The sequence below is a fragment of the Dactylosporangium sp. NPDC051485 genome, from assembly GCF_040682015.1.
Lineage (GTDB): Bacteria > Actinomycetota > Actinomycetes > Mycobacteriales > Micromonosporaceae > Dactylosporangium.
This window is the reverse complement of record NZ_JBFAZW010000074.1, coordinates 1-19,558: the sequence shown is the minus strand read 5'-3', so window position 1 is coordinate 19,558 and position 19,558 is coordinate 1. Positions and strand designations below refer to the sequence as shown.

Genomic DNA, 19,558 nt, shown 5'->3' with positions numbered 1-19,558 from the left:
TGAGAACGACGCCCCCGGCACATCGGCCCGTCACAGGCCTTCGCCGTACCTGTCGTCGAAGGCCGGGCGGGCGGAGCGGATCCGGGGCAGGCGGGTGAAGTTGTGCCGGGGCGGCGGGCAGCTGGTGGCCCACTCCAGCGAGTTGGTGTAGCCCCACGGGTCGTTGCCCTCGACGCGCCGGCCGAACCGGTAGGAGGACCAGAGGTTGTACAGCAGGGGCAGCATCGACAGGCCGAGGATGAACGCGCCGATGCTCGAGATGGTGTTGTACACCGTGAAGCCGTCGCTGGCCAGGTAGTCGGCGTAGCGGCGGGGCATGCCGCGCGCGCCGAGCCAGTGCTGCACCAGGAACGTGGTGTGGAAGCCCACGAAGGTGAGCCAGAAGTGCAGCTTGCCGAGGCCCTCGTGGAGCATCCGGCCGGTGATCTTGGGGAACCAGAAGTACAGGCCGCCGAACGCGGCGAACACGATGGTGCCGAAGAGCACGTAGTGCATGTGGGCGACGATGAAGTACGTGTCGGACAGGTGGAAGTCCATCGGCGGTGAGGCGATCAGCACGCCGGAGAGGCCGCCGAAGAGGAACGTCACCAGGAAACCGATGGACCACAGCATCGGGGTCGGGAACGTCAGCTGGCCGTGCCACATGCTGCCGATCCAGTTGAAGAACTTGATGCCGGTGGGCACGGCGATGAGGTACGACAGGAAGGAGAAGAACGGCAGCAGCACGTTGCCGGTGACGAACATGTGGTGCGCCCACACGCCCATGGACAGCACCGCGATGGCGATGGTCGCGGCGACCAGTCCCTTGTAGCCGAAGACCGGCCGGCGGGAGAAGACCGGCAGGATCTCGGTGATGATGCCGAAAAACGGTATCGCGACGATGTACACCTCGGGATGGCCGAAGAACCAGAACAGGTGCTGCCACAGCAGCGCGCCGCCGACGTCGGCTTCGAAGACGTGGGCGCCGAGCTTGCGGTCCGCCTCCAGCACCAGCAGCGCCGCGGTGAGCACCGGGAACGCCATGAGCACCATCAGCGCGGTGACGAAGATGTTCCAGGTCAGGATCGGCATCCGGAACATCGTCATGCCGGGGGCCCGCAGCGTGATCACGGTGGTGATCATGTTGACGGCGCCGATCACCGTGCCGGCGCCGGAGACGGCGAGCCCCATGGTCCACAGGTCGGCGCCGAGGCCGGGCGAGTTGACCTGGCTGTTGAGCGGGGCGTAGGCGAACCACCCGAAGTCGGCCGCGCCGGCGGGGGTGGCGAAGCCGCCGATCGTGACGAGGCCGCCGGTGAGGTACAGCCAGTAGGCCAGGGCGTTGAGCCGCGGGAACGAGACGTCGGCCGCGCCGATCTGCAGCGGCACGAGGAAGTTGCCGAAGCCGAAGACCAGCGGGGTGGCGAACAGCAGCAGCATGATCGTGCCGTGCATGGTGAACAGCTGGTTGTACTGCTCGGGCGAGAGGAACTGCAGCCCGGGCCGCATCAGCTCGGCCCGCATGAGCATGGCCAGCACCCCGCCGAGGATGAAGAACCCGAACGACGTCGCGAGGTACAGCACGCCGATCTGCTTGGCGTCGGTCGTCGACATCAGCGCCACCACCCGCGAGCCGAGCGTGGTGCGGCGCAGCGGCCCGGGCAGTCGCGGGGTGTGCACCGGGTCGACCGGCAGCACGGCGTGGTCACTCATCGGCGGTCTCCTTCAACGCCGGGCGGTCCGTCCCCTCCAGCTCAGGGCGGGCCGGCTCCTCCACCATCGGCCGGGACGCCCCGACGCGCTGCATGTGCTTCGGCACCGCCCAGCCGGCGTAGGGCAGCGGCAGCCGCTCGGCGTCCGCGAGGGGCTGCTCGATCTCGCGGTACTCCCCGTCCGGCATGCGGATGACGAGGCCGGTCTCCAGCCCGTGGGCCAGCCGCCGGCGATCCTGCTGCTGGAAGCCCAGGCACGCGCGGCGGGTCACGTAGAAGGCGAGCGGCGGCAGCAGCACCAGCCCGATGCGGCCGCCCCAGATCATCGCGTTGAGGCTGATGTCGAACTTGTCGGCGATGATGTCGTTGGCCCCGGACACGGTGAGCACCACGTAGAAGGTGAGGGCCATCGCCCCGACCGCGCTGCGGTTCGGCGCGTCCCGGGGCCGCTGCACCAGGTTCTGCCAGCCCTGGCCGCGGTGGCGCCGGGCGCTGCCGAACGGGTAGGCGAGCGCCAGCATCGTCATCACGCCGGGCAGCACGACGCCGGGCCAGAAGACCGGGGACAGGGTGTAGCCGAAGGCGCGGATCTCCCACGCCGGCATGAGACGCATGGCGCCGTCGAGGAACATGACGTACCAGTCGGGCTGGCTCCCGGCGGAGACCACCGCGGCCTCGTAGGGCCCGAACAGCCAGATCGGGTTGATCTGCACCAGCCCGCCGATGGCGGCGATCATCGCGAACACGAGCACCGCCAGGCCGGTCGAGCTTCCCGCGAAGCCGGGCACCATCCGTACGCCGACCACGTTGCCGTTGGTGCGCCCGGGTCTCGGCCACTGGGTGTGCTTCTGCTTCACGATCAGCGCCAGGTGCACGCTGATCAGCGCCACCAGCGCGCCCGGCACGAGCAGGACGTGGGCGATGTACAGGCGCCCGATGATCACGTCGCCGGGGAACGCGCCGCCGAACAGGAGCATGGACGCCCAGGTGCCGACCAACGGGATCGACTCGACGATGCTGGCGGCGATGCGCAGGCCGGTGCCGGACAGGCCGTCGTCGGGCAGCGAGTAGCCGGCGAAGCCCTCGACGAAGCCCAGCCAGAACATCAGCAGGCCGATCACCCAGTTCGCCTCGCGCGGCTTGCGGAACGCGCCGGTCAGGAAGATCCGGCCCATGTGCAGGACGATCGCGGCCATGAAGAAGTCCGCCGCCCAGTGGTGCATCTGGCGCAGGAACAGCCCGCCGCGCACGTCGAAGCTGATCTGCAGCGCCGACGCGTAGGCGGCCGACATCGGCATCCCGCGCTGCGGGACGTAGGAGCCGTCGTAGCGCACCTCGGCCATCGACGGGTCGAAGAACAACGAGAGCACGGTGCCGGTCAGCACCAGCATCACGAACGAGTACAGCGCCAGCTCGCCGAGCATGAACGACCAGTGGTCCGGGAACACCTTGTTGATCGCGGCCCGCAGCGGCGTGGCGGCCTGGAAGCGCTCGTCGAGCCCCCGGCCGGCCCGCGCGGCCCGGTCCCGCCGCCGCCGGATCACCGCGACTCCGGGGAGCCGGCGTAGAACTCCATCACCAGCCCTGCGATGGCCACGATCGCCGCCACCGCACCCACGAGCAGCAGCCACCACTGGCTCGCCGCGATCCCGACCGCGCCGGCCGACACGGACAACGCGATGCCGAGCGGCCAGAAGCCGGGCGGGGCGAAGAACCCGATCGGGCCGGCGCCGTCGGCAATCTCCGCGTCGGGCCGGTCCTCCGGCCGCAGCGGGATCCGGCGGGCGACCAGCGCGCAGTAGCCGCCGCACAGGACGCTGAACACGCCGCCCAGGCCGAGCGTGAGCGTGCCCGACCACTCCGGGTGCGCCGCGCCGAGGCCGGTCCAGAACATGTAGACCCCGGTCGCGGTCAGCATGAACAGCGCGATGACGCCGAACACCTTGGCCTCGGTCCGCACCGTACCTCCCCCCGGCGACGGCGGGCCACACCGGCGCCGCGCACCCGATAACCGGGTGCGGGCGGTTCAAACCAACTCGCGCAGGGTGACATCCTCACGTGCCGCGGCGTTCATGACCGCCGTTGCCGCCCCCGCCGTGTCGCGCCGGTCCGACGCGTCAGGCCTTCACGGCGGCCAGTTCCGCGATCGGCCTCCGGGCTGCCGTGACCGCGGTGGCCGCTCCCATCAGGGTGAGTACCGCGACCGCGCCGAACGCGACCAGCGTCGCCGCGTCGGGGTGCACCACGGACTGGCCTCGCCCGGCCTGCCAGGTCAGCACGGCGAACACGCCGGCGTAGCCGAACACGGCGGCCCCGACCAGACGGGCCCGGACCCGCTCGGCGCGCAGCCACGCACGCCGGGTCGCGAGCACGTTCAGGATCGCGGCCACCGCCAGCAGCACCTGGATGGCGTGCAGACCGACGAAGTGCGGCACGCGCAGATCACCGCCGGTCGTGCTCCAGTTCGTCAGGAACATGCCGTGCCCGTCCGGGTCGCCGATGCCGTGCGCGCCGACCAGGGACACCGCGTGCCCGTTCGCGTCGATCTCCGTGCGCGGCGCCGGCCCAGCGGACATGCTGAGCCAGAGCGCCACGGCCATGCTGGCGAACGCGAGCCCGAGCCCGGCGCGCAGGGCGCGGGTGAGGGCGCGGTCACCGGTCCGCTGGATCAGCAGCAGGATCGCGATCACCAGCGTGACCAGCATCAACGGCATGACGCCGACGTTGAACACCGTCCGCACGGTCCGGGCCACGTCGTCGGCGTCCATGTTGAAGTGGCTGAACGTTCCGTGCGCCGCGGCCCACACCACCGCCCCGACATCCAGCACCCCGGCGACCGCGAAGACGGTCCCGACCCACCATCCGGCACGCCGCCCCTTCGTCAGCCGGGTGAGCAGCCACGCCAGCGTCAGGCTGTAGACGCCCATGGCCACGCCGAACTTCATCGGCTTCGCCCACACGGGCTCGCCCAGTAACAACCGATCATCGGCGAACACTTCCACCGCGGCGAAGAGCGCCAACCCGAACATGAGCGCCGTGTGGAACACCAGCGGCCGGTGCCACCCGCGCACCGCGTGGCCAAACCTCGTGAGAACGTGCATCGGACGCTCCAGACAGGGACGAGCGGACGGTCTCCAACCGACCGGCATGATGACCATGGATGCCCATCAGCCTCGGCGAACCGCCCGCCGGTCACCATCCGACCACCCCCCGAACGCGATCGGGGGCTATCCCCCGGTCGCCCGGCACGATGCTTCGGGGGTACCGTCCCGCGGTCCGGCTCGCAGCCGTCCCGCGGACCCGGCGACGCACGCCATGCCGTCGACCGCGCAGCGGGATGCCGTTGTTCAGGTCGTCACCGGGGTCAGGTGGAGCCAGTTCGCCAGGTCGTTGATCTCGTCCTGCAGTGCGGCGGTCATCGCCTTGCTGAACGCAACGTCCTGGTGGATCGCGTCCACCCGAAGCACGCCGGACTTGCGGTCGGCGGTGGCGTCGAGCTTGCCGACCAGGCGGTCGCCGTACAGGATCGGCAGCGCCCAGTAGCCCCAGCGGCGCTTGGCGGCCGGCTTGTACATCTCCAGCTGGTAGTCGTACTCGAACAGCTCGGTCATCCGCTTGCGGTCGTACACGAGCCGGTCCAGCGGGGACAGCAGCGCGGCGCGGCCGGTGAACGTCCGGTCCAGCAGTTCGGGGTCGATCCGCCATTCGCCCTGCACGCCCTCGACCACCGCGGGCTCGCCCGCGGTCCGTACGTCAAGCGGCTCGACCGGGTTCTGCGGGGCGCGGGCGCGCGCGATACCCAGCGAGCGCAGCCGGCGTTCGTCACGGATCCGCGCCGCGTCCTCGTAGGGCACCACGTCGTCCGGGTACACCCGCTCGGCGAGGTCCCACAGCCGGTCAGCGCCGCGCCGGCCGGCGGCCGCGACCTCGCCGCGCTGCACGAGGAAGTCGATCATCCGCAGGAGGTTGCGATCGTTCGACCAGCCGGAGGAGCGCCACGGGATCACGCACGTGTCCGGTAGCTCATGCGCGGGCAGCGGCCCGTCGGCGCGAAGCCGGGCGAGGATGTCCAGCCGGCAGCCGTTGTTGGCGTCCACCCAGCCCTGCACGCCCTCCCGCCGATCCCGCAGCGGAGGACGGCCCGGCCACTCGGCCATGTCCGCCCGATACAGCGCGAGGTCCTCCGGCGGCCGGATCAGGCCGCGCAGCTCCAGCAGGGCCTGCTCGTCGATGGCGTCGCGCAGCTGCGCCGGGCGGTAGCCGGAGCCGAGACGACTCCACAGGACCAGGTCGGCGTTGGGCGCGACGGCGGCGGTCGGATCGTTCTGCAGCAGCGTCAACCGGCGTACAGCATCGAACATCCCGCTCGGGCGGTGGGCGTCCAGCAGTTGGGCGCGCACGGCAAGGCGGCGGGCGTCGGCGCGGGACAGGGCGTGCACGGTCACGGACCGAGACTAGCCTCGATCCACCGACCCTTGACGAGCACGGAGTGGCCCGGCCACCCCACGGGGAAGGGGCACCGGGCCGGCCGACCCGCCGCTTATCGGACCATATCCGGAGTGCGCAGACTGATGGCAAACCGTCGCCAGAAGCCATCTACATACGCTTCGGTGACGCTGGAGTCGAGAATGCTGTCGCTCCATGGGACGCACACTTCCGGGGTTCCTACGACCGTCATCCCCAGGTAGATCAGGATGCCGCGCAAGTGCGACTGTGCGACTGCGGTTCCAGCGCCATTGAGCCCGGCACCGAGGACGGCGGCCTCGCGGCCGTCCCAGGAGTTCTGCCCCCAGGGGCGCGATCCCCAGTCGATGGCGTTCTTCAGCACACCGGGGATCGAGCGGTTGTACTCCGGGGTCACGAAGAGCACCGAGTTGTGGGATTCGATGGCCTGCTTGAAAGCAACCGCTGCCGCAGGCGGTTGCTGATCGAGGTCGTAGTTGTACAGCGGCAGGTCCCTGATCGGGATTTCAGTGAGTTCGAACCCGGCCGGGGCCCGGCTCGCCACGTAGTCAGCTAGCCGGCGGTTGATGGACTGCTCCGACAGGCTGCCCACGATATATCCGACGGAGATGGTCACGATCGCTCCTTCGCAATGCCTCGCACAGGGGCAGGGGCTCTGCTCCCCACCCGCGTTCTTCAAGGAAACCCGCCATCCAGAGGCTTCGGGAACTGCCAACCGTTCTGGTCACCTATACGCTGAGCGTATGAACCTCGAGCTGCGCCACTACCGGCTGTTCGCCACCGTGGCCGAGTGCCAGAGCTTCTCGGCCGCCGGCCGGCAACTGGGCATGACACAGCCGTCCGTGTCCCGGGGCGTGGCCGCCATCGAGCGACGGCTCAGCGCCCGGCTCGTGGTGCGCACCACCCGGCGGTTCACCCTCACCCGGGCAGGCCAGGTGCTCGCCACCGAGGCCAGGCAGGTGCTCGACGCCGCCACGGCGGCCGAGTCACGGACGATCCGAGCGGCGCAGCAACGGTCTCTCGTGGTCGGCGTCAAGGCTGACAGCGCCGCGGAGTTCTTGTCCGCGGTGCTCGATACGTGCGCCGGCGCACCGCTGTACCTCGACCTCGAGGTCGACTTCCACGAGACCCACGAACTTGCCGCCGCGGTCCGGCAAGGCAGGTGCGATGTATGCCTGGTGGCCTGGCCGGTCGCCGAGACCGGTCTCGACTCAGCCGAGCTGTGGACCGAGCCCCGTGTCGCCGTGCTGCACGTCGACCACCCGCTCGCCAGCGCCGGCGACCTCAAGATTGAGGACTTCCTGGCCGAGCCCGTAGCCCGTTGGCCCCACCTGCCCGACGACCTCGACCGCTTCTATCAGGGGCGTGAGCGTGTGATGCCAGGCATCGCCTGCTCTCCCGGCCCCGCAGTGACGGGACTGGCCGAGGCTCTCCGACTTGTCGAGCTCGGTCGGACCATCACCTTCCTTCCCCGCTCAATCGCCCATCGATTCGGCCGCCCCAAGCTCACCGTGCGGGACGTAGCCGGGTTGAGTTCGAGCCGCATGTTTCTGAGCTGGCGCGACCGGCCGCTCGCCCCCGAACTGGAGAACTTCATCGAAGTGTGCCGACGCCTTGCCCCCACCGCGCCCCGCGGCTAGTGGATGCACTCGATGGGCGGGTCGTCAAGGCGAACCGCGGTCAGAATGTGGCGATCGGGTTGACCGGGCTGCCGGACGTCCCGGCGAAGCGGACCGGTGCGACCGCGAGGTGGAAGTCCCACTGGCCGAGCTCGGCAGCCGTCGTCGCGCACGCCTCCAGGTCGCAGTTGTCGAGAAGCCACAGACCCATCGCGACGAGACCCACGACGTGCACCGGCAGCAACACGTCTTCGTACCCCGACGGCTGAACGTCCTGGGGGGTGTCAGCGCCGATCAGCGCGACCTGCCGCTCATGCAGCCACGGCAGGCAGGACGCGTGCCAGCCGGCCTGCGTGAAACCGCTGGCCGCACCGGCCTCGTGCCGGGCGCGGCCAGAGCCGGTCCGCAGGAGTACCGCGTCGCCGGATCGCACCCGCACGCCCTGGCGCCGCTCGGCTGCCTCGAGATCGTCGGGAAACACGCCCTGCCCGGGCTCCAGCCACGGCACATCGCGGGCCCTCGCAATGTCCAGCAGGACACCACGCGTCACGATCCCGTTCGCCGCCGCCGTGACGGCCGCCCACGCCGATCCCGTTGCGGCATCGACCAACGAGTGTGACCGCCCGTTGTACATGGTGCCGTCCCAGACGATGTGGCACGGCGAGTCGACGTGGGTGATGGTGTTGCCGTGGAAGGTGATGCCGAGCCGCTCGGACGAAAAGCCCCAGCGCCGGTCGTTGCGGAATCCGGGCACCGGCATATCCTCGGCACCCGGCATGTCGGCGGCGCACGGGCACGTCGTCGTCGACCGCTCCATCTCGTCCGGTACGGCGACCTCCCATGCGCACGACACGCTCCTGCCGTGGCGCACGGCCCGCGCCGCCGCCAGCCGGACGTCGTCGGTGATGTGGTTCAGCGTCCCGAGCTCGTCGTCGTCGCCCCATCGTCCCCAGTTTGACAGCGTGTCGAAGTAGCCGAGCACGTCGTCCTGTGTTGCCGTCATCCCAGCACCGACTCCCTCCGGTCACGCGGGTCGAGGCATCGCAGGTATGCCCCCCGACCGTACTCCGGGCACGGGCCATCCTCCACCTCGCCGGGAATACGTGAGCGGAGCGTGACGGGCCGCCTGCCCTAGCGGATGCCCCAGCGCCGGGTCGGCGAAGGGCGGTACGCATCGGAGATGATGCGTGGATGTGGACACGGGGGCCGGGACGATACCTGGGTTGGCTGGCGTGGGAGCAGAAACGACGGATCGCCCTCGGCGCGCTGTGGAGTTCGCTCTGGATGATCAGTCTGGCGGTCACGCCGTACCTGATGTCCCAGGCCATTGATCGGGGCCTGCACCCGCGGCAGACTGGTCCTCTCGTCGCCTGGGCCGGCGCGATCTTTGTGGTGGGTGTGGCGAACGCGGTGCTCGGCATCCTCCGGCACCGGACCATGACGAACATCCGGTTGGACGGTGCGTTGCGCACGGCCGACGCGGTCATGGCACATGGGGTGGAGCTGGGTGCCGCACTCCCCCGCCGGATCACCGCGGGTGAGGTGGTCACCATCGGCATCGGGGACGTGTGGCTGGTCGCGCGGGCGCTGACCGTGACGGGGCCGGGTGTGGGCGCGGTCGTCGCATATGCGGTCGTGATGACCCTGCTCGTGCGGGTGTCCGGGATGATCGCGTTGGTGGTGGCGGCCGGGGTCACGGTGCTGGCGATGGTGCTCGGACCACTGCTGCGGCGGGTCAACACCGCCGGCGGCGAGTACCGGGAGCGGCGGGGTCAGCTGGCCGCGCGCCTGGTCGATGTGCTCGATGGGCTGCGTATCCTCAACGGCCTGGGCGGCAAGGAAGCCCACCTGCGCCGGTTCACCGCCCAGTCGGACGCAGTCCGGGCCGAGGGATACCGGATGGGCGGGGCGCTGAGCTGGATCAACGCGCTGGGCGACGGCCTTCCGACGATCTTTCTGGCCGGGGTCACCTGGCTGGCCGCGCGGCTGGCGGTCCGCGGCGATCTCACCGCGGGCGAACTGGTCGCGGTGTACGGGTACGTGGCGATCCTCGTGGTGCCCACCTGGATGCTGATCATCAGCGCCGGCGACGTCAGCCGCGGGGTGATCGCTGCCCGGCGGATCATCGCGTTCCTGCGGTTGCCCGTCGAGGAGCCGGGCAGTGGCGCGGCCCCAGGCGGCCCGGCGACCCTGCGCGACCCGGAGTCCGGCGTCGTCGCCGAACCGGGCCGGCTGACCATGCTGGTCTCGCGGCGCGCCGGCGATGCGGCCGCGATCATTGACCGGCTCGGGCGGTACGGGGAGACCGCCGCCACCTGGGGCCCCTACAACATCGCCGAGGTGGCCAAACCGGCGGTCCGCGAACGAATTCTGGTCGCCGACCACGAGGCGGACCTGTTCGCCGGGACGCTGCGGGATGCGGTCGCGGGCGGTGCCGGCGTCGGCGACGACGCGGTACGGCAGGCAATCAGGTCCGCGGTGGCAACCGACATCGGCGGGCTCGACCACCGCATCGAACGCGACGGCCGAAACCTCTCCGGCGGCCAGCGACAGCGGGTCCGGCTGGCCCGGGCGCTGGCCGCCGACCCGGAGATGCTGCTCGCGGCCGAGCCGACCTCGGCGGTGGACGCGCACACCGAGGCGGCTATCGCCGAGCGGCTGGCCGTGGCCCGCACCGGACGGGGCACCCTGCTGTCCACCACCTCGCCGGTGCTGCTGGACCGGGCCGACGTCGTGATCTACCTGGTCGACGGCCGGGTCGCCGCCTCCGCAACGCACCGCGAACTGCTGGAGACCGAGCCCGGGTACCGCGACCTGGTGAGCCGGACATTCACCGCGGCGCAGGAGGCACGGTGAGCACCTCGACGCTGCCGATCGCGGACACCCGTCAGGTCGCCCGGGCAGCCGGCCGGCTGATCGCCGCCGACAAGTGGGCCGCCGCCGCGATGCTCCTGCTGAACGTGCTGGCCGCGGTGGCCGCCCTGGGCGCGCCGTACCTGCTGGGCCGGATCATCGACGCGGTCACGGGACCCCGCGCCACCGCCCGGATCGACCTGCTGGCCGGCGCCGTGCTGCTGTGCGCGCTGGCCCAGACGCTGCTCGCCCGGTGGGCGCTGCTGCTCGGATACCGGTTCGGGGAGCGCACCGCGGCCCGCATCCGGATCGGCTTCCTGAGCCGCGCGCTGAGCCTGCCCGCCTCGGTGATCGAGCGGGTGCCGCCAGGCGACCTGGCCGCCCGCGGCACGACCGATGTGGACGCGGTCACCGGCGCGCTGCGCGATGTGCTGCCGGGCGTGTTCGTGGCCGGCGTCCATCTGCTGTTCCTGGTCACGGCGGTGCTCGTGCTCGACCCGCTGCTCGGTATGGCCGGCCTCCTCGGGCTGTCCGGCATCGTGATCATCATCCGCGGGTACCTGCGACGGGCCCGCAATGCGTACCTTGAGGAGGGCGCCGCGAACTCCGAACTGGCGGAGGAGCTGGCGGCGACCACGGCCGGAGCGCGCACCATCGAGGCCTTCCGGCTGCAGCGATCCCGGCTGGCGGTGGGCCGGGCCGCGATCGCCCGGACCAGGCGCAGCCGGCTGGCCACCCTGCGGCTGCGGTCGTGGTTCTTCCCGATGGCCGAAGGCTCGTACAACATCCCGGTCGTCCTGGTGCTCCTGATCGGCGGCCTGCTCTACCGCGACGGGCGGATCACGCTCGGCACCGTCGTCGCGGCCACCCTGTACCTGCGTCAGGTGATCGGACCGATGGACACCGTCCTGATCTGGCTGGAGCAGTTGCAGAGCAGCAGCGCATCGTTCGCCCGGGTCGAGGGGCTGGCCACCGTGCCGGCGGCCCCGGCGACGGCCACGGCCGCCCCGGTGAGCGACCGTATCGAGGTGCACGGCGTCCGCTACGCCTACCCCGGCGGGCCGGACGTGCTGCACGACGTGGATCTCACGGTCCAGCCCGGCGAACGGCTGGCGATCGTCGGGCTCTCCGGGGCCGGCAAGTCCACCCTGGGCCGGCTCCTGGCCGGCGTGGACCGTCCGCACACCGGCACGGTCACCGTCGGCGGCGTCGCGGTGGCCGATCTTCCGCCGGATCTGCTGCGCCGGCAGGTGGTCCTGGTGACCCAGGAACACCACGTCTTCCGCGAGACGGTCCGGGACAACCTCATGGTGCCGGCGCCGGACGACCGCCTGGCCGAGGCGCTGCGCACGGTCGGCGCGGATTGGGCCCGGGACCTGGACGACGACCTCGGCGAGCACCCGCTGACCGGTGCCCAGGCGCAGCAACTCGCGCTGGCCCGGGTGCTGCTGGCCGACCCGCACACGGTGATCCTCGACGAAGCGACCGCACTGCTGGACCCGCGCGCGGCCCGCGTGGCGGAGCGGGCGCTGGCCGCCGTGCTGCACAACCGCACGGTGATCGCCATCGCCCACCGCCTGCAGACGGCCCACGACGCGGACCGGATCGCGGTGATGGACTCGGGCAGGATCATCGAGTTGGGCACCCACGACGACCTGATCACGCACGACGGTCCGTACGCCAGACTCTGGCGGCAGTGGCGCGGCTGAGTCCTCACGTTCAGCAACGAAAAATTCGCGAGCAGTACCGGAGATCATCGGGTTCTTGCGGCTATGGCGACGGTTCTTTCCGCGGACGTACGATGCGGGGGTGACGAGGCTCTCCGAGGTGGCGAAGTACGCGGGGTACAGCGAGGCGACCGTGAGCCGGGTGCTGCGCGACGTGCCCGGGATCGGGGAGGACACCCGCAACGCCGTGCTGACCGCGCTCGACGTGCTCGGCTACCAGCGGCCCACCCGGCACCGGCGGGAGTTCGGCAGCCTCGTCGGGTTGGTGCTGCCCGACCTGCACAACCCGATCTTCCCGGCCTACGCGGAGGCGATGGCCGGGGCGCTGGTGCGGCGCAACCTCATCCCGGTGCTGTGCACCCGCACGGCCGACGAGGTGTCGGAGGCGCACTACATCAAGATGCTGCTGGCCCGCAAGGTGGCCGGGATCGTCTTCGTCGGGGCCAGCTACGCCGACGCCGGGCCGGAGCAGACCAAGGCGCTGCGGGCCCGCAAGCTGCCGACCGTGCTCATCAACGAGGCGGACGAGAATGCGGGTGTACCGCGGATAGCCGTCGACGACGCGGTCGCGGTGGACCTCGCCGTGCAGCACCTGCGCGATCTCGGCCACAAGAAGATCGGCCTGATCGTCGGCCCGCGCGGGCACGTGCCATCGCAGCGCAAGCTGGCCGAGTTCCGGCGGCTGGTCGACGACGCCGACCGGCAGCGGCTGGTCGCGCACACCATGTTCTCCATCGCCGGCGGGCAGAGCGCGGTGGCGCCGCTGCTGGCGGCCGGGGCGACCGGGGTGGTCTGCGCCAGCGACACGCTCGCCCTCGGGGCCATCCGCGGCGCCCGCAGGCAGGGGCTGCGGGTGCCGGAGCAGCTGTCCGTGGTGGGCTTCGACGACTCGATGTACATGCCGATGATGGACCCGCCGCTGACCACGGTGCGCCAGCCGTTCCAGGCGATCGGGGTGGCCGCGGTGCACTCGCTGGTCGCGCAGATCGAGCGGCGGCCGGTGCCGCTGGAGGAGGAGCTGTTCGAGCCGGAGCTCATCGTGCGGGACTCGACCGCCGCCTGCCCCGCGTAGGGGACTGCAAACGCTTGCAGGCCCGGCCACGATTCTTGCAACCGTGGCCGGGCCCGCCAGGCACCGTGGCCGCGAATTGTTCACGGCCCCGACCTGCGGGTACTCGCCGGGTCCTACCGAAGGATGTGGTGATCGTGACGCAGGTGCACCAGCGGGACGTCGTCGACGTCCTGCTCGCCCAGCACGAGGAGATCAAGGCCCTGTTCAGCCGGGTGGCCACGGCCCAGGGCGACCGCAAGCGCAGCGAGTTCTACGACCTCGTCCGGCTGCTCGCGGTGCACGAGAGCGCCGAGGAACAGCTCGTGCACCCGGCCGCGCGCAAGGCGATCGGCGAGGGTGGCCAGCGGGTCGTCGCCGAGCGGCTGCACGAGGAGGCCGAGGCCAAGCGGATGCTGTCGGACCTCTACGACCTGGGTGTGGACCACCCGGAGTTCCACGAGCGGCTGGCCCGGTGCGCGCAGCACGTCGTGGCGCACGCCACGAACGAGGAGCGCGAGGAGTTCTCGCAGCTGCGCAGCAACGTCGGCCCCGAGCAGCTGCGGCGGATGGCGGCGGTGTTCGAGGCGGCGGAGCGGGCGGCCCCGACCCGTCCGCATCCGTCGGCGGGCGAGTCCGCGACGGCCAACATCGTGCTCGGCCCGCCGCTGGCGCTGTTCGACAAGGCTCGCGACGCGCTGCGCAGGTCCTGAACGCACGCCGAAGGCACGGAATCGGCCCCGCCGCGCCGAGCGGGGCCGCGCCGTCCGGCCGGACGTCACCGCGCCAGGAACGACCCCGCCGGCGCCTCGGCCGCATGGCTCATGTGCCGCCGTACCGTCTAAGTTCGTCCTCAGGACTGCGGAAGGTGAGGATGGCATGACGCGGCCTGAGTGGGCCCCCGAGGGCATCGACATCAACGTCCCGAATGCCGCGCGGATGTACGACTACTCGCTCGGCGGCTTCCACAACTTCGCGGCCGATCGGGAGATGGTCGAGCGCGTGGTCGCCATGGCGCCCGATGCGCGCAAGGTCGGCCTGGCCAACCGGGCCTACCTGGGCCGGGTGGTGCGCCGGCTGGTGTCCGAGGGCGTGCGCCAGTTCCTCGACATCGGCTCCGGCATCCCGGCGCTGGCCTGCGTGCACGAGGTGGCCCAGGCGGCCGCGCCGGACGCCCGGGTCGTGTACGTCGACATCGACGCCGTCGCCGTGGCCCACGGCAAGGCGATCCTGACCCACAACGACCGCGCCACCGCGCTGGTCGGCGACGTGCGCGGGCCGGACGACATCCTGCGCCACCCGGAGGTGACCGGGCTGTTCGACCTCGACCGGCCGATCGCGGTGATGCTCATCGCGGTGCTGCACTTCGTGCCCGACGCCGACGACCCGGCCGGCATCGTGGCCCGCTTCCGCGACGCGGTCGCGCCCGGCAGCTTCGTCGCGCTGTCGCACGGGTCGCCGCCGCCCCGGCCCGAGGAAGCCGACATCGTGACCGCCGCCTACCAGCGCACCTCGACCCCGCTGCACCTGCGCACGGCGGAGCAGATCAGCCATCTTCTCGACGGCCTCGAACTGCTCGAGCCGGGCGTCGTGCCGGTCACCGGCTGGCACCCGGACCCGCAGGACGCCGGCGTGGAGCCCCGCCCGGAGGTGCTGGCCGCCGTCGGCCGCAAGCCGGCGGCGCCCTGACCCAACGCCGGGAGGCAGCCGAAACCGCAGGCGCCCAAAGCCGGAGGCGCCCGAAACCCCCGGAGGTGCTGGCCGCCGTCGGCCGCAGCCCGGCGGACCCTATCCCGAAGCCGGGAGGCGGCCGAAGCCGCAGGCACCCGAACCAGAGGCGGTCCAAGCCGGCTGGATTGTCGCGTTATGGCAGGTAGCGGTAGCCGACGCCGCGGACCGTGATCAGGTGCCGGGGCGCGGCCGGGTCCGCCTCGAGCTTGGCCCGCAGCCGCTTGACGTGCACGCTCAGGGTGTTGCTGGCCTCCCCCGGCCCGCCCCACACCGCGGCGAGCAACTGCTCGCGCCCGAGCGTCCGCCCGGCGTTGCGCACCAGCGCCTCGAGCAGCTGGAACTCCTTGAGCGGCAGGTCGAGCGGCCGCCCGCCCAGGCTGGCCGTGACCGCCCCGGCGTCCAGGCGCAGCGGCCCGGCGGTGAGCACCCCGGGCCGGTCGGCCCGCCCGCCGGCGCACCGCCGCTCGATGGCCCGGATCCGGGCGAGGAACTCCCGCACCCCGTAGGGCTTGGCCAGGTAGTCGTCGGCGCCGCACTCCAGGGCCAGCACCGCGTCGTCCACGCTGTGCCGGGCGCCCAGCACGAGGATGCCCACGCGCGACCGGGCCCGCAGCCGCCGGCACAGCTCGGCCCCGGCCAGGTCGGGCAGGGTCGCGTCGAGCAGCACCACGTCGGCACCGTGCTCGTCGAGGTCCACCAGCGCCCCGGCCCCGGTGCCCGCGACCCGCACGTCGAAGGCCTCCCCGCGCAGCACCCCGGCCAGCGCCACGGCCGACGCCGGCTCGCTTTGCACGAGCAGCAGTCGGGTCACGGCTTTAGATCATGCCGCGCAACCGGCCGGTAGGGGTGCAAGGTGTCGGATCGACGACTGCCGGGTGCCCTCAGACCCCGCGACGCGCAGCCCACCTCGGCGAGGCCGGCCCGGATCAGGCGTCGCGGTCGAGCAGGTGCTCGCCCGGCGCCTCCAGGCAGTCCCGGATCGCGTGCAGGAACAGCGCCGCGTCCCGGCCGTTGACCAGCCGGTGGTCGTACGCCAGCCCGATCTGCGCCACGGTGCGCGCCTGGACGGCCCCGGCCTCGTCGAGGACGAGCTCCCGCTGCGGTGCGGCGAGCGCCAGCGCGCACACCTGGCCGGGGAAGATCATGGGTACCGCGAGGACGATGCCACCGTCGTGGTGCAGGGTGACCACGATGTTGGCCCCGGCGAGCTGCTCCTCGCGGAACGCGCCCTGCCCGGCCAGCCGGCGGTACTCGGTGAGCCGCTCGGCGATCTGTGCCACCGGCAGGGTGGCCGCGTCCGGCACCACCGGGATGTGCAGCCCGGTGCCCAGGTCGAAGGTGACGCCCACGTTCGGCCGGTCGGCCAGCTCGGCGGTGCGCTCGTCCACCAGGCGCGCGAAGAACAGCGGGAAGGTGGCGTGCTGCCGGGCGACCGCCGCCACCAGCAGGTCGGGCAGGCCGACCAGCCGGCGCAGCTGGCGGGTGAGCCGGCCCGCCGCCGCGAGGGCCGCGTCCACCTCGACCTTCACCACGCTGTACGCGGCCGGGATGGTGGCGTGGGACAGGGTGACGGTGCGGCCGATCGCCTGCTGGCGGGGGCTGAGCGCGTGCCGGGCCGCCGCCGACCCGGCCAGCGCCAGGATGTCGGCGCGCTTGACCACCGCCACGCCGAGCGACGCGACCAGTGCCGGGTCCAGGCCGAGCTCGTCGATGAGGGCCTGGGCGGGTGCGGTGATCACCACGGCGGCGCCACCACCACCCGCCGCGGCGGCGGCCGGCGTCGCGGCGGGGACCGGCCCCGGGTCGCCGTCCGGGGAGACCCGGCCGATCAGGTCGCCGGCGGCGCAGGACGCGCCGACGGGCAGCAGCCGGCGCAGCACCCCATCGCCCGGGCTCACCAGCTCCTCGACCGCCTTCGACGTCTCCACCGAGGCGACCGGGTCGTCGCGGCGCACCGGCTCGCCGTCGTCGACCAGCCACTCCAGCAGCACGTAGCTCTCGTCGTTGGTGTTCAGCTTCGGTACCCGAAGGTCGGCCCCCGTCATGCCACGGCCTTTCTGATCGCGTCGCGGATGTTCTCCTCCTGCAGCAGCACGGTGCGCTCCAGGTGCACGGCGGTGGGTATCACGCTGCCGGCCGAGTGGGCGAGCACCACCGGGCGGCGCAGGCGGCCCCACAGCTGCTCGTGCACGGCGGCGGCCACGTCGGCGCCCCAGGTGCCACCGGCGGTGCTCTCCTCGGCGACGACGACCGCACCGGCCCGGGCCAGCAGCGGCAGCAGCGGCCCCACGTCGAACGGGTACAGCCGGTCCGGCACCAGCAGTACACAGGAAATCTCGTCCTCGACGAGCACCGAGCGGATCGCCGCCATCGCCCGGTGGGCCACCCCGCCGGGCGCGATGACCACGCAGGTCGCCGCCTGCGGGTCCTCGGCGTAGACCTGGGCGACGCCGTCCACCAGCTCGTAGCGCAGCAGGTCGTCCACCACGCCGCCGGTGTACATCGGGCGCGTGTAGAGCACCTTGTCCTCGAAGTACAGGCAGGGTTCGCCGCTTGCGAGCATGGTGTCGAACTGGTCGCGGATCTCGTGGAACGGCGACATCTCGTGCACCGACAGGCCCGGGATGCCCAGGAAGTGCTTCTGCAGGCTCTGGCTGTGCGTCGGGCCGTAGCCCCGGCCGCCGCCGGTCGGGCAGCGCACCACCACCGGCATCGGCACCCGCCGCCCGTACATGGTGACCGACTTGGACAGCAGGTTGAGCACCGCGTCGAAGGCCAGCCCGACGAAGTCGGAGAACATGATCTCCACGATGGCCTTGTCGCCGGCCAGGGCGAGCCCGCCCGCCACGCCGACGATGGTGTTCTCGCTCAGCGGCATGGCGTGCACCCGGTCGGGGAACCGGTCGGACAGCCCGCGGGTGGCCTTGAACGCGCCGCCGTACGGGTCGGTGATGTCCTCGCCCAGCACGTGCACGCCCGGGTCGTCGGCGAGCACGCCGTGCAGCGCCAAGTTCAGGTTCTCCGCCACCCTCATGCCGAACGCTCCCAGGTGCTCTGCGGGCGGGCGGAGACCTCGCCGGCCACCGCGTCCATCCTGGCCCAGACCGCGGGCTCGAGCCGCGCCGTCTGTTCCGGGTGGTCCCGGCGGTACCGCGGCAGCCAGTCGGCCGCCCGCACCCGGGCGATCTCCTCGTCCGTGCGGGTGTCGTCGCCCTTGCTGTGCGGGCCGATCCGGTGGGTGGCGAACTCCACCACCAGCGGCCGGTGCCCGGTGCGCACCTGCTCGACCAGCGGGGCCAGCTCGGTCCGGATCGCGGCGACGTCGACGGAGTCGATCCGGCGGTGCGCGACGCCGAACGCGGCGGCGCGCCCGGCGATGGTGCCGGCCATCTGCCGCGCGGTCGGCGTGGACTGGGCGATGCCGTTGTGCTCGACCACCACCAGGACCGGCAGGGCGTGCAGGGCGATGAGGTTGAGCGCCTCGTACACCGCACCCTCGCCCCAGGTGCCGTCCCCGATGTACACACAGGACAGTCCACCGTGGCCGGTGCGCTTGAGCTTCATGGCCACCCCGGCCGCCAGCGGCAGGCTCTCGCCCTGCACGCCGGTGGACAGGTACCCCTCCCGGTACAGGTGCTGGCTGCCGCCCACCCCGTGGCAGACACCGCCCTCGCGCCCCATGATCTCGGCGAGCAGCCCCTCCGGGTCGGCGAAGCGGGCCAGGTAGTGGCCGTGCCCGCGGTGGTTGCTGAACACGTGGTCGGCGTCGGTGAGCAGGCCCGAGATCGCCACCGCGACGTACTCCTGGCCCAGGCAGGTGTGCGTGGTGCCGTGCAGCAGGCCGGCCGAGAACAGCTCCAGCAGGCGTTGCTCGAAGTGCCGGATCAGCAGCAGCGACTCCAGGTCGGCATCGGCGAGTTCGGTCAGCCGCGGCTCGACGGCGACGGCGGTCATCTGGTCTCCCCCGTGGTCATCTGGTCTTTCCCCGTGGTTGGTGGGTCGCGCCGGCGCGCCAGCAGGCCGGCCGGTCGGGGCGACGCGTCCTGCCTGCGCCGCCGGCAGCGCCCGCCGGGCGTCGGCCGGGCTCTGCGCGGTCGGTCACTGGCCGGCCCGGATGGCGTCGACCACCCCACGGATCGTCGGCTGGTCGAGGAAGACCTCGAAGGCCACGTCGGCGCCGAGCTGCTTCTTGATCCGGGCGGCGATCTGGGTGATGACGAGCGAGTGGCCGCCGAGGTCGTACAGGTCGTCGTCCAGCCCGACGTACGGCATCCGCAGCACCTCCTGCCAGATCCGGCGCACCTGCTCGGTCACCTCGTCGCCCGTGTCCCCGGCGCCGGGCTCCGCCGCGCCGGCCGGTCCGGCCTGCGGCGTGACCGCGTCGCCGAGCGGCGCGAGCGGTTCGGCGGCGGCGAGCGGCGCGTC

The 19,558-nt window shown here is 72.0% G+C and carries 18 protein-coding genes; 6 read left to right on the top strand and 12 right to left on the bottom strand.

From position 1 onward, the window contains the following. Positions 1–30: 30 nt before the first annotated feature. The 6 genes from ctaD to AB0M46_RS34015 form a co-directional block, all read right to left on the bottom strand. On the bottom strand, positions 31–1,692 hold the full coding sequence (ctaD, locus tag AB0M46_RS34040) for a cytochrome c oxidase subunit I (protein ID WP_363342880.1): 1,662 nt from the start codon (positions 1,690–1,692) through the stop codon (positions 31–33). Beyond that, positions 1,685–3,235, bottom strand: coding sequence for a ubiquinol-cytochrome c reductase cytochrome b subunit (locus AB0M46_RS34035; protein ID WP_363342878.1), 1,551 nt, complete (start codon positions 3,233–3,235; stop codon positions 1,685–1,687). Before AB0M46_RS34035 ends, ctaD begins: the two co-directional genes overlap by 8 nt. Continuing rightward, entirely contained in the window at positions 3,232–3,651 is a 420-nt protein-coding gene (locus tag AB0M46_RS34030; protein ID WP_363342876.1) for a cytochrome c oxidase subunit 4, read from the bottom strand. The genes AB0M46_RS34035 and AB0M46_RS34030 overlap by 4 nt, the downstream gene beginning before the upstream one ends. A gap of 157 nt (positions 3,652–3,808) precedes the next feature. Then, positions 3,809–4,792: a hypothetical protein gene (locus AB0M46_RS34025; RefSeq protein WP_363342874.1), complete on the bottom strand. Its 984-nt coding sequence runs from the start codon at positions 4,790–4,792 to the stop codon at positions 3,809–3,811. Between the two features lie 246 nt (positions 4,793–5,038). Then, entirely contained in the window at positions 5,039–6,136 is a 1,098-nt protein-coding gene (locus AB0M46_RS34020; RefSeq protein WP_363342872.1) for a crosslink repair DNA glycosylase YcaQ family protein, read from the bottom strand. Positions 6,137–6,231: 95 nt separating this feature from the next. Further along, positions 6,232–6,771 (bottom strand): NADPH-dependent FMN reductase, encoded by a 540-nt coding sequence (locus AB0M46_RS34015; RefSeq protein ID WP_363342870.1) that lies wholly within the window; start codon positions 6,769–6,771, stop codon positions 6,232–6,234. Between AB0M46_RS34015 and AB0M46_RS34010 the strand changes: the two genes are divergently transcribed. After that, positions 6,764–7,795, top strand: a complete 1,032-nt coding sequence (locus AB0M46_RS34010) for a LysR family transcriptional regulator (protein ID WP_363342868.1) — start codon at positions 6,764–6,766, stop codon at positions 7,793–7,795. The genes AB0M46_RS34015 and AB0M46_RS34010 overlap by 8 nt on opposite strands. Before the next feature lie 40 nt (positions 7,796–7,835). On the opposite strand, the gene AB0M46_RS34005 is transcribed toward AB0M46_RS34010, so the two are convergent. Then, positions 7,836–8,777 carry a cyclase family protein gene (locus tag AB0M46_RS34005; protein ID WP_363342866.1) on the bottom strand — a complete coding sequence of 314 codons (942 nt, stop codon included), beginning with the start codon at positions 8,775–8,777 and terminating at the stop codon, positions 7,836–7,838. A gap of 281 nt (positions 8,778–9,058) precedes the next feature. Between AB0M46_RS34005 and AB0M46_RS34000 the strand changes: the two genes are divergently transcribed. The 5 genes from AB0M46_RS34000 to AB0M46_RS33980 all read left to right on the top strand — a co-directional run bounded on the left by AB0M46_RS34000 (position 9,059) and on the right by AB0M46_RS33980 (position 15,091). After that, positions 9,059–10,630: an ABC transporter ATP-binding protein gene (locus AB0M46_RS34000; RefSeq protein WP_363342864.1), complete on the top strand. Its 1,572-nt coding sequence runs from the start codon at positions 9,059–9,061 to the stop codon at positions 10,628–10,630. After that, positions 10,627–12,336: an ABC transporter ATP-binding protein gene (locus AB0M46_RS33995; RefSeq protein WP_363342862.1), complete on the top strand. Its 1,710-nt coding sequence runs from the start codon at positions 10,627–10,629 to the stop codon at positions 12,334–12,336. The genes AB0M46_RS34000 and AB0M46_RS33995 overlap by 4 nt, the downstream gene beginning before the upstream one ends. A gap of 100 nt (positions 12,337–12,436) precedes the next feature. Beyond that, positions 12,437–13,426, top strand: a complete 990-nt coding sequence (locus AB0M46_RS33990; protein WP_363342860.1) for a LacI family DNA-binding transcriptional regulator — start codon at positions 12,437–12,439, stop codon at positions 13,424–13,426. 134 nt (positions 13,427–13,560) lie between these two features. Further along, on the top strand, positions 13,561–14,115 hold the full coding sequence (locus AB0M46_RS33985) for a hemerythrin domain-containing protein (protein ID WP_363342858.1): 555 nt from the start codon (positions 13,561–13,563) through the stop codon (positions 14,113–14,115). A gap of 166 nt (positions 14,116–14,281) precedes the next feature. After that, a complete protein-coding gene (locus tag AB0M46_RS33980; RefSeq protein ID WP_363342856.1) occupies positions 14,282–15,091 on the top strand; it encodes an SAM-dependent methyltransferase in 810 nt (269 codons plus the stop codon). A gap of 175 nt (positions 15,092–15,266) precedes the next feature. Here the strand turns inward: AB0M46_RS33980 and AB0M46_RS33975 are convergent, their stop codons facing one another. The 5 genes from AB0M46_RS33975 to AB0M46_RS33955 form a co-directional block, all read right to left on the bottom strand. Next, complete coding sequence (locus AB0M46_RS33975; RefSeq protein ID WP_363342854.1) at positions 15,267–15,944, bottom strand: response regulator transcription factor; 678 nt, start codon at positions 15,942–15,944, stop codon at positions 15,267–15,269. A 115-nt stretch (positions 15,945–16,059) separates the two neighbouring features. Then, positions 16,060–17,178 (bottom strand): 2-oxo acid dehydrogenase subunit E2, encoded by a 1,119-nt coding sequence (locus AB0M46_RS33970; protein ID WP_363342852.1) that lies wholly within the window; start codon positions 17,176–17,178, stop codon positions 16,060–16,062. After that, positions 17,175–18,167 carry a transketolase C-terminal domain-containing protein gene (locus AB0M46_RS33965; RefSeq protein ID WP_363342850.1) on the bottom strand — a complete coding sequence of 331 codons (993 nt, stop codon included), beginning with the start codon at positions 18,165–18,167 and terminating at the stop codon, positions 17,175–17,177. The genes AB0M46_RS33970 and AB0M46_RS33965 overlap by 4 nt, the downstream gene beginning before the upstream one ends. After that, the gene (locus AB0M46_RS33960) at positions 18,164–19,087 is read right to left on the bottom strand and encodes a thiamine pyrophosphate-dependent dehydrogenase E1 component subunit alpha (protein WP_363342848.1); all 924 of its coding nucleotides are present in this window, start codon (positions 19,085–19,087) and stop codon (positions 18,164–18,166) included. Before AB0M46_RS33960 ends, AB0M46_RS33965 begins: the two co-directional genes overlap by 4 nt. A gap of 144 nt (positions 19,088–19,231) precedes the next feature. Further along, the coding region (locus AB0M46_RS33955) for a phosphopantetheine-binding protein (protein WP_363342846.1) at positions 19,232–19,558 on the bottom strand (327 nt) is incomplete at its 5' end.

What these genes read in the sequence shown, in the direction of transcription:
- ctaD (WP_363342880.1), bottom strand. Translation starts at nt 1,692, where the DNA reads ATGAGTGACCACGCCGTGCTGCCGGTCGACCCGGTGCACACCCCGCGA.
- AB0M46_RS34025 (WP_363342874.1), bottom strand. Translation starts at nt 4,792, where the DNA reads ATGCACGTTCTCACGAGGTTTGGCCACGCGGTGCGCGGGTGGCACCGG.
- AB0M46_RS34010 (WP_363342868.1), top strand. Translation starts at nt 6,764, where the DNA reads ATGGTCACGATCGCTCCTTCGCAATGCCTCGCACAGGGGCAGGGGCTC.
- AB0M46_RS34005 (WP_363342866.1), bottom strand. Translation starts at nt 8,777, where the DNA reads ATGACGGCAACACAGGACGACGTGCTCGGCTACTTCGACACGCTGTCA.
- AB0M46_RS34000 (WP_363342864.1), top strand. Translation starts at nt 9,059, where the DNA reads ATGATCAGTCTGGCGGTCACGCCGTACCTGATGTCCCAGGCCATTGAT.
- AB0M46_RS33980 (WP_363342856.1), top strand. Translation starts at nt 14,282, where the DNA reads ATGACGCGGCCTGAGTGGGCCCCCGAGGGCATCGACATCAACGTCCCG.
- AB0M46_RS33970 (WP_363342852.1), bottom strand. Translation starts at nt 17,178, where the DNA reads ATGACGGGGGCCGACCTTCGGGTACCGAAGCTGAACACCAACGACGAG.
- AB0M46_RS33965 (WP_363342850.1), bottom strand. Translation starts at nt 18,167, where the DNA reads ATGAGGGTGGCGGAGAACCTGAACTTGGCGCTGCACGGCGTGCTCGCC.
- AB0M46_RS33960 (WP_363342848.1), bottom strand. Translation starts at nt 19,087, where the DNA reads ATGACCGCCGTCGCCGTCGAGCCGCGGCTGACCGAACTCGCCGATGCC.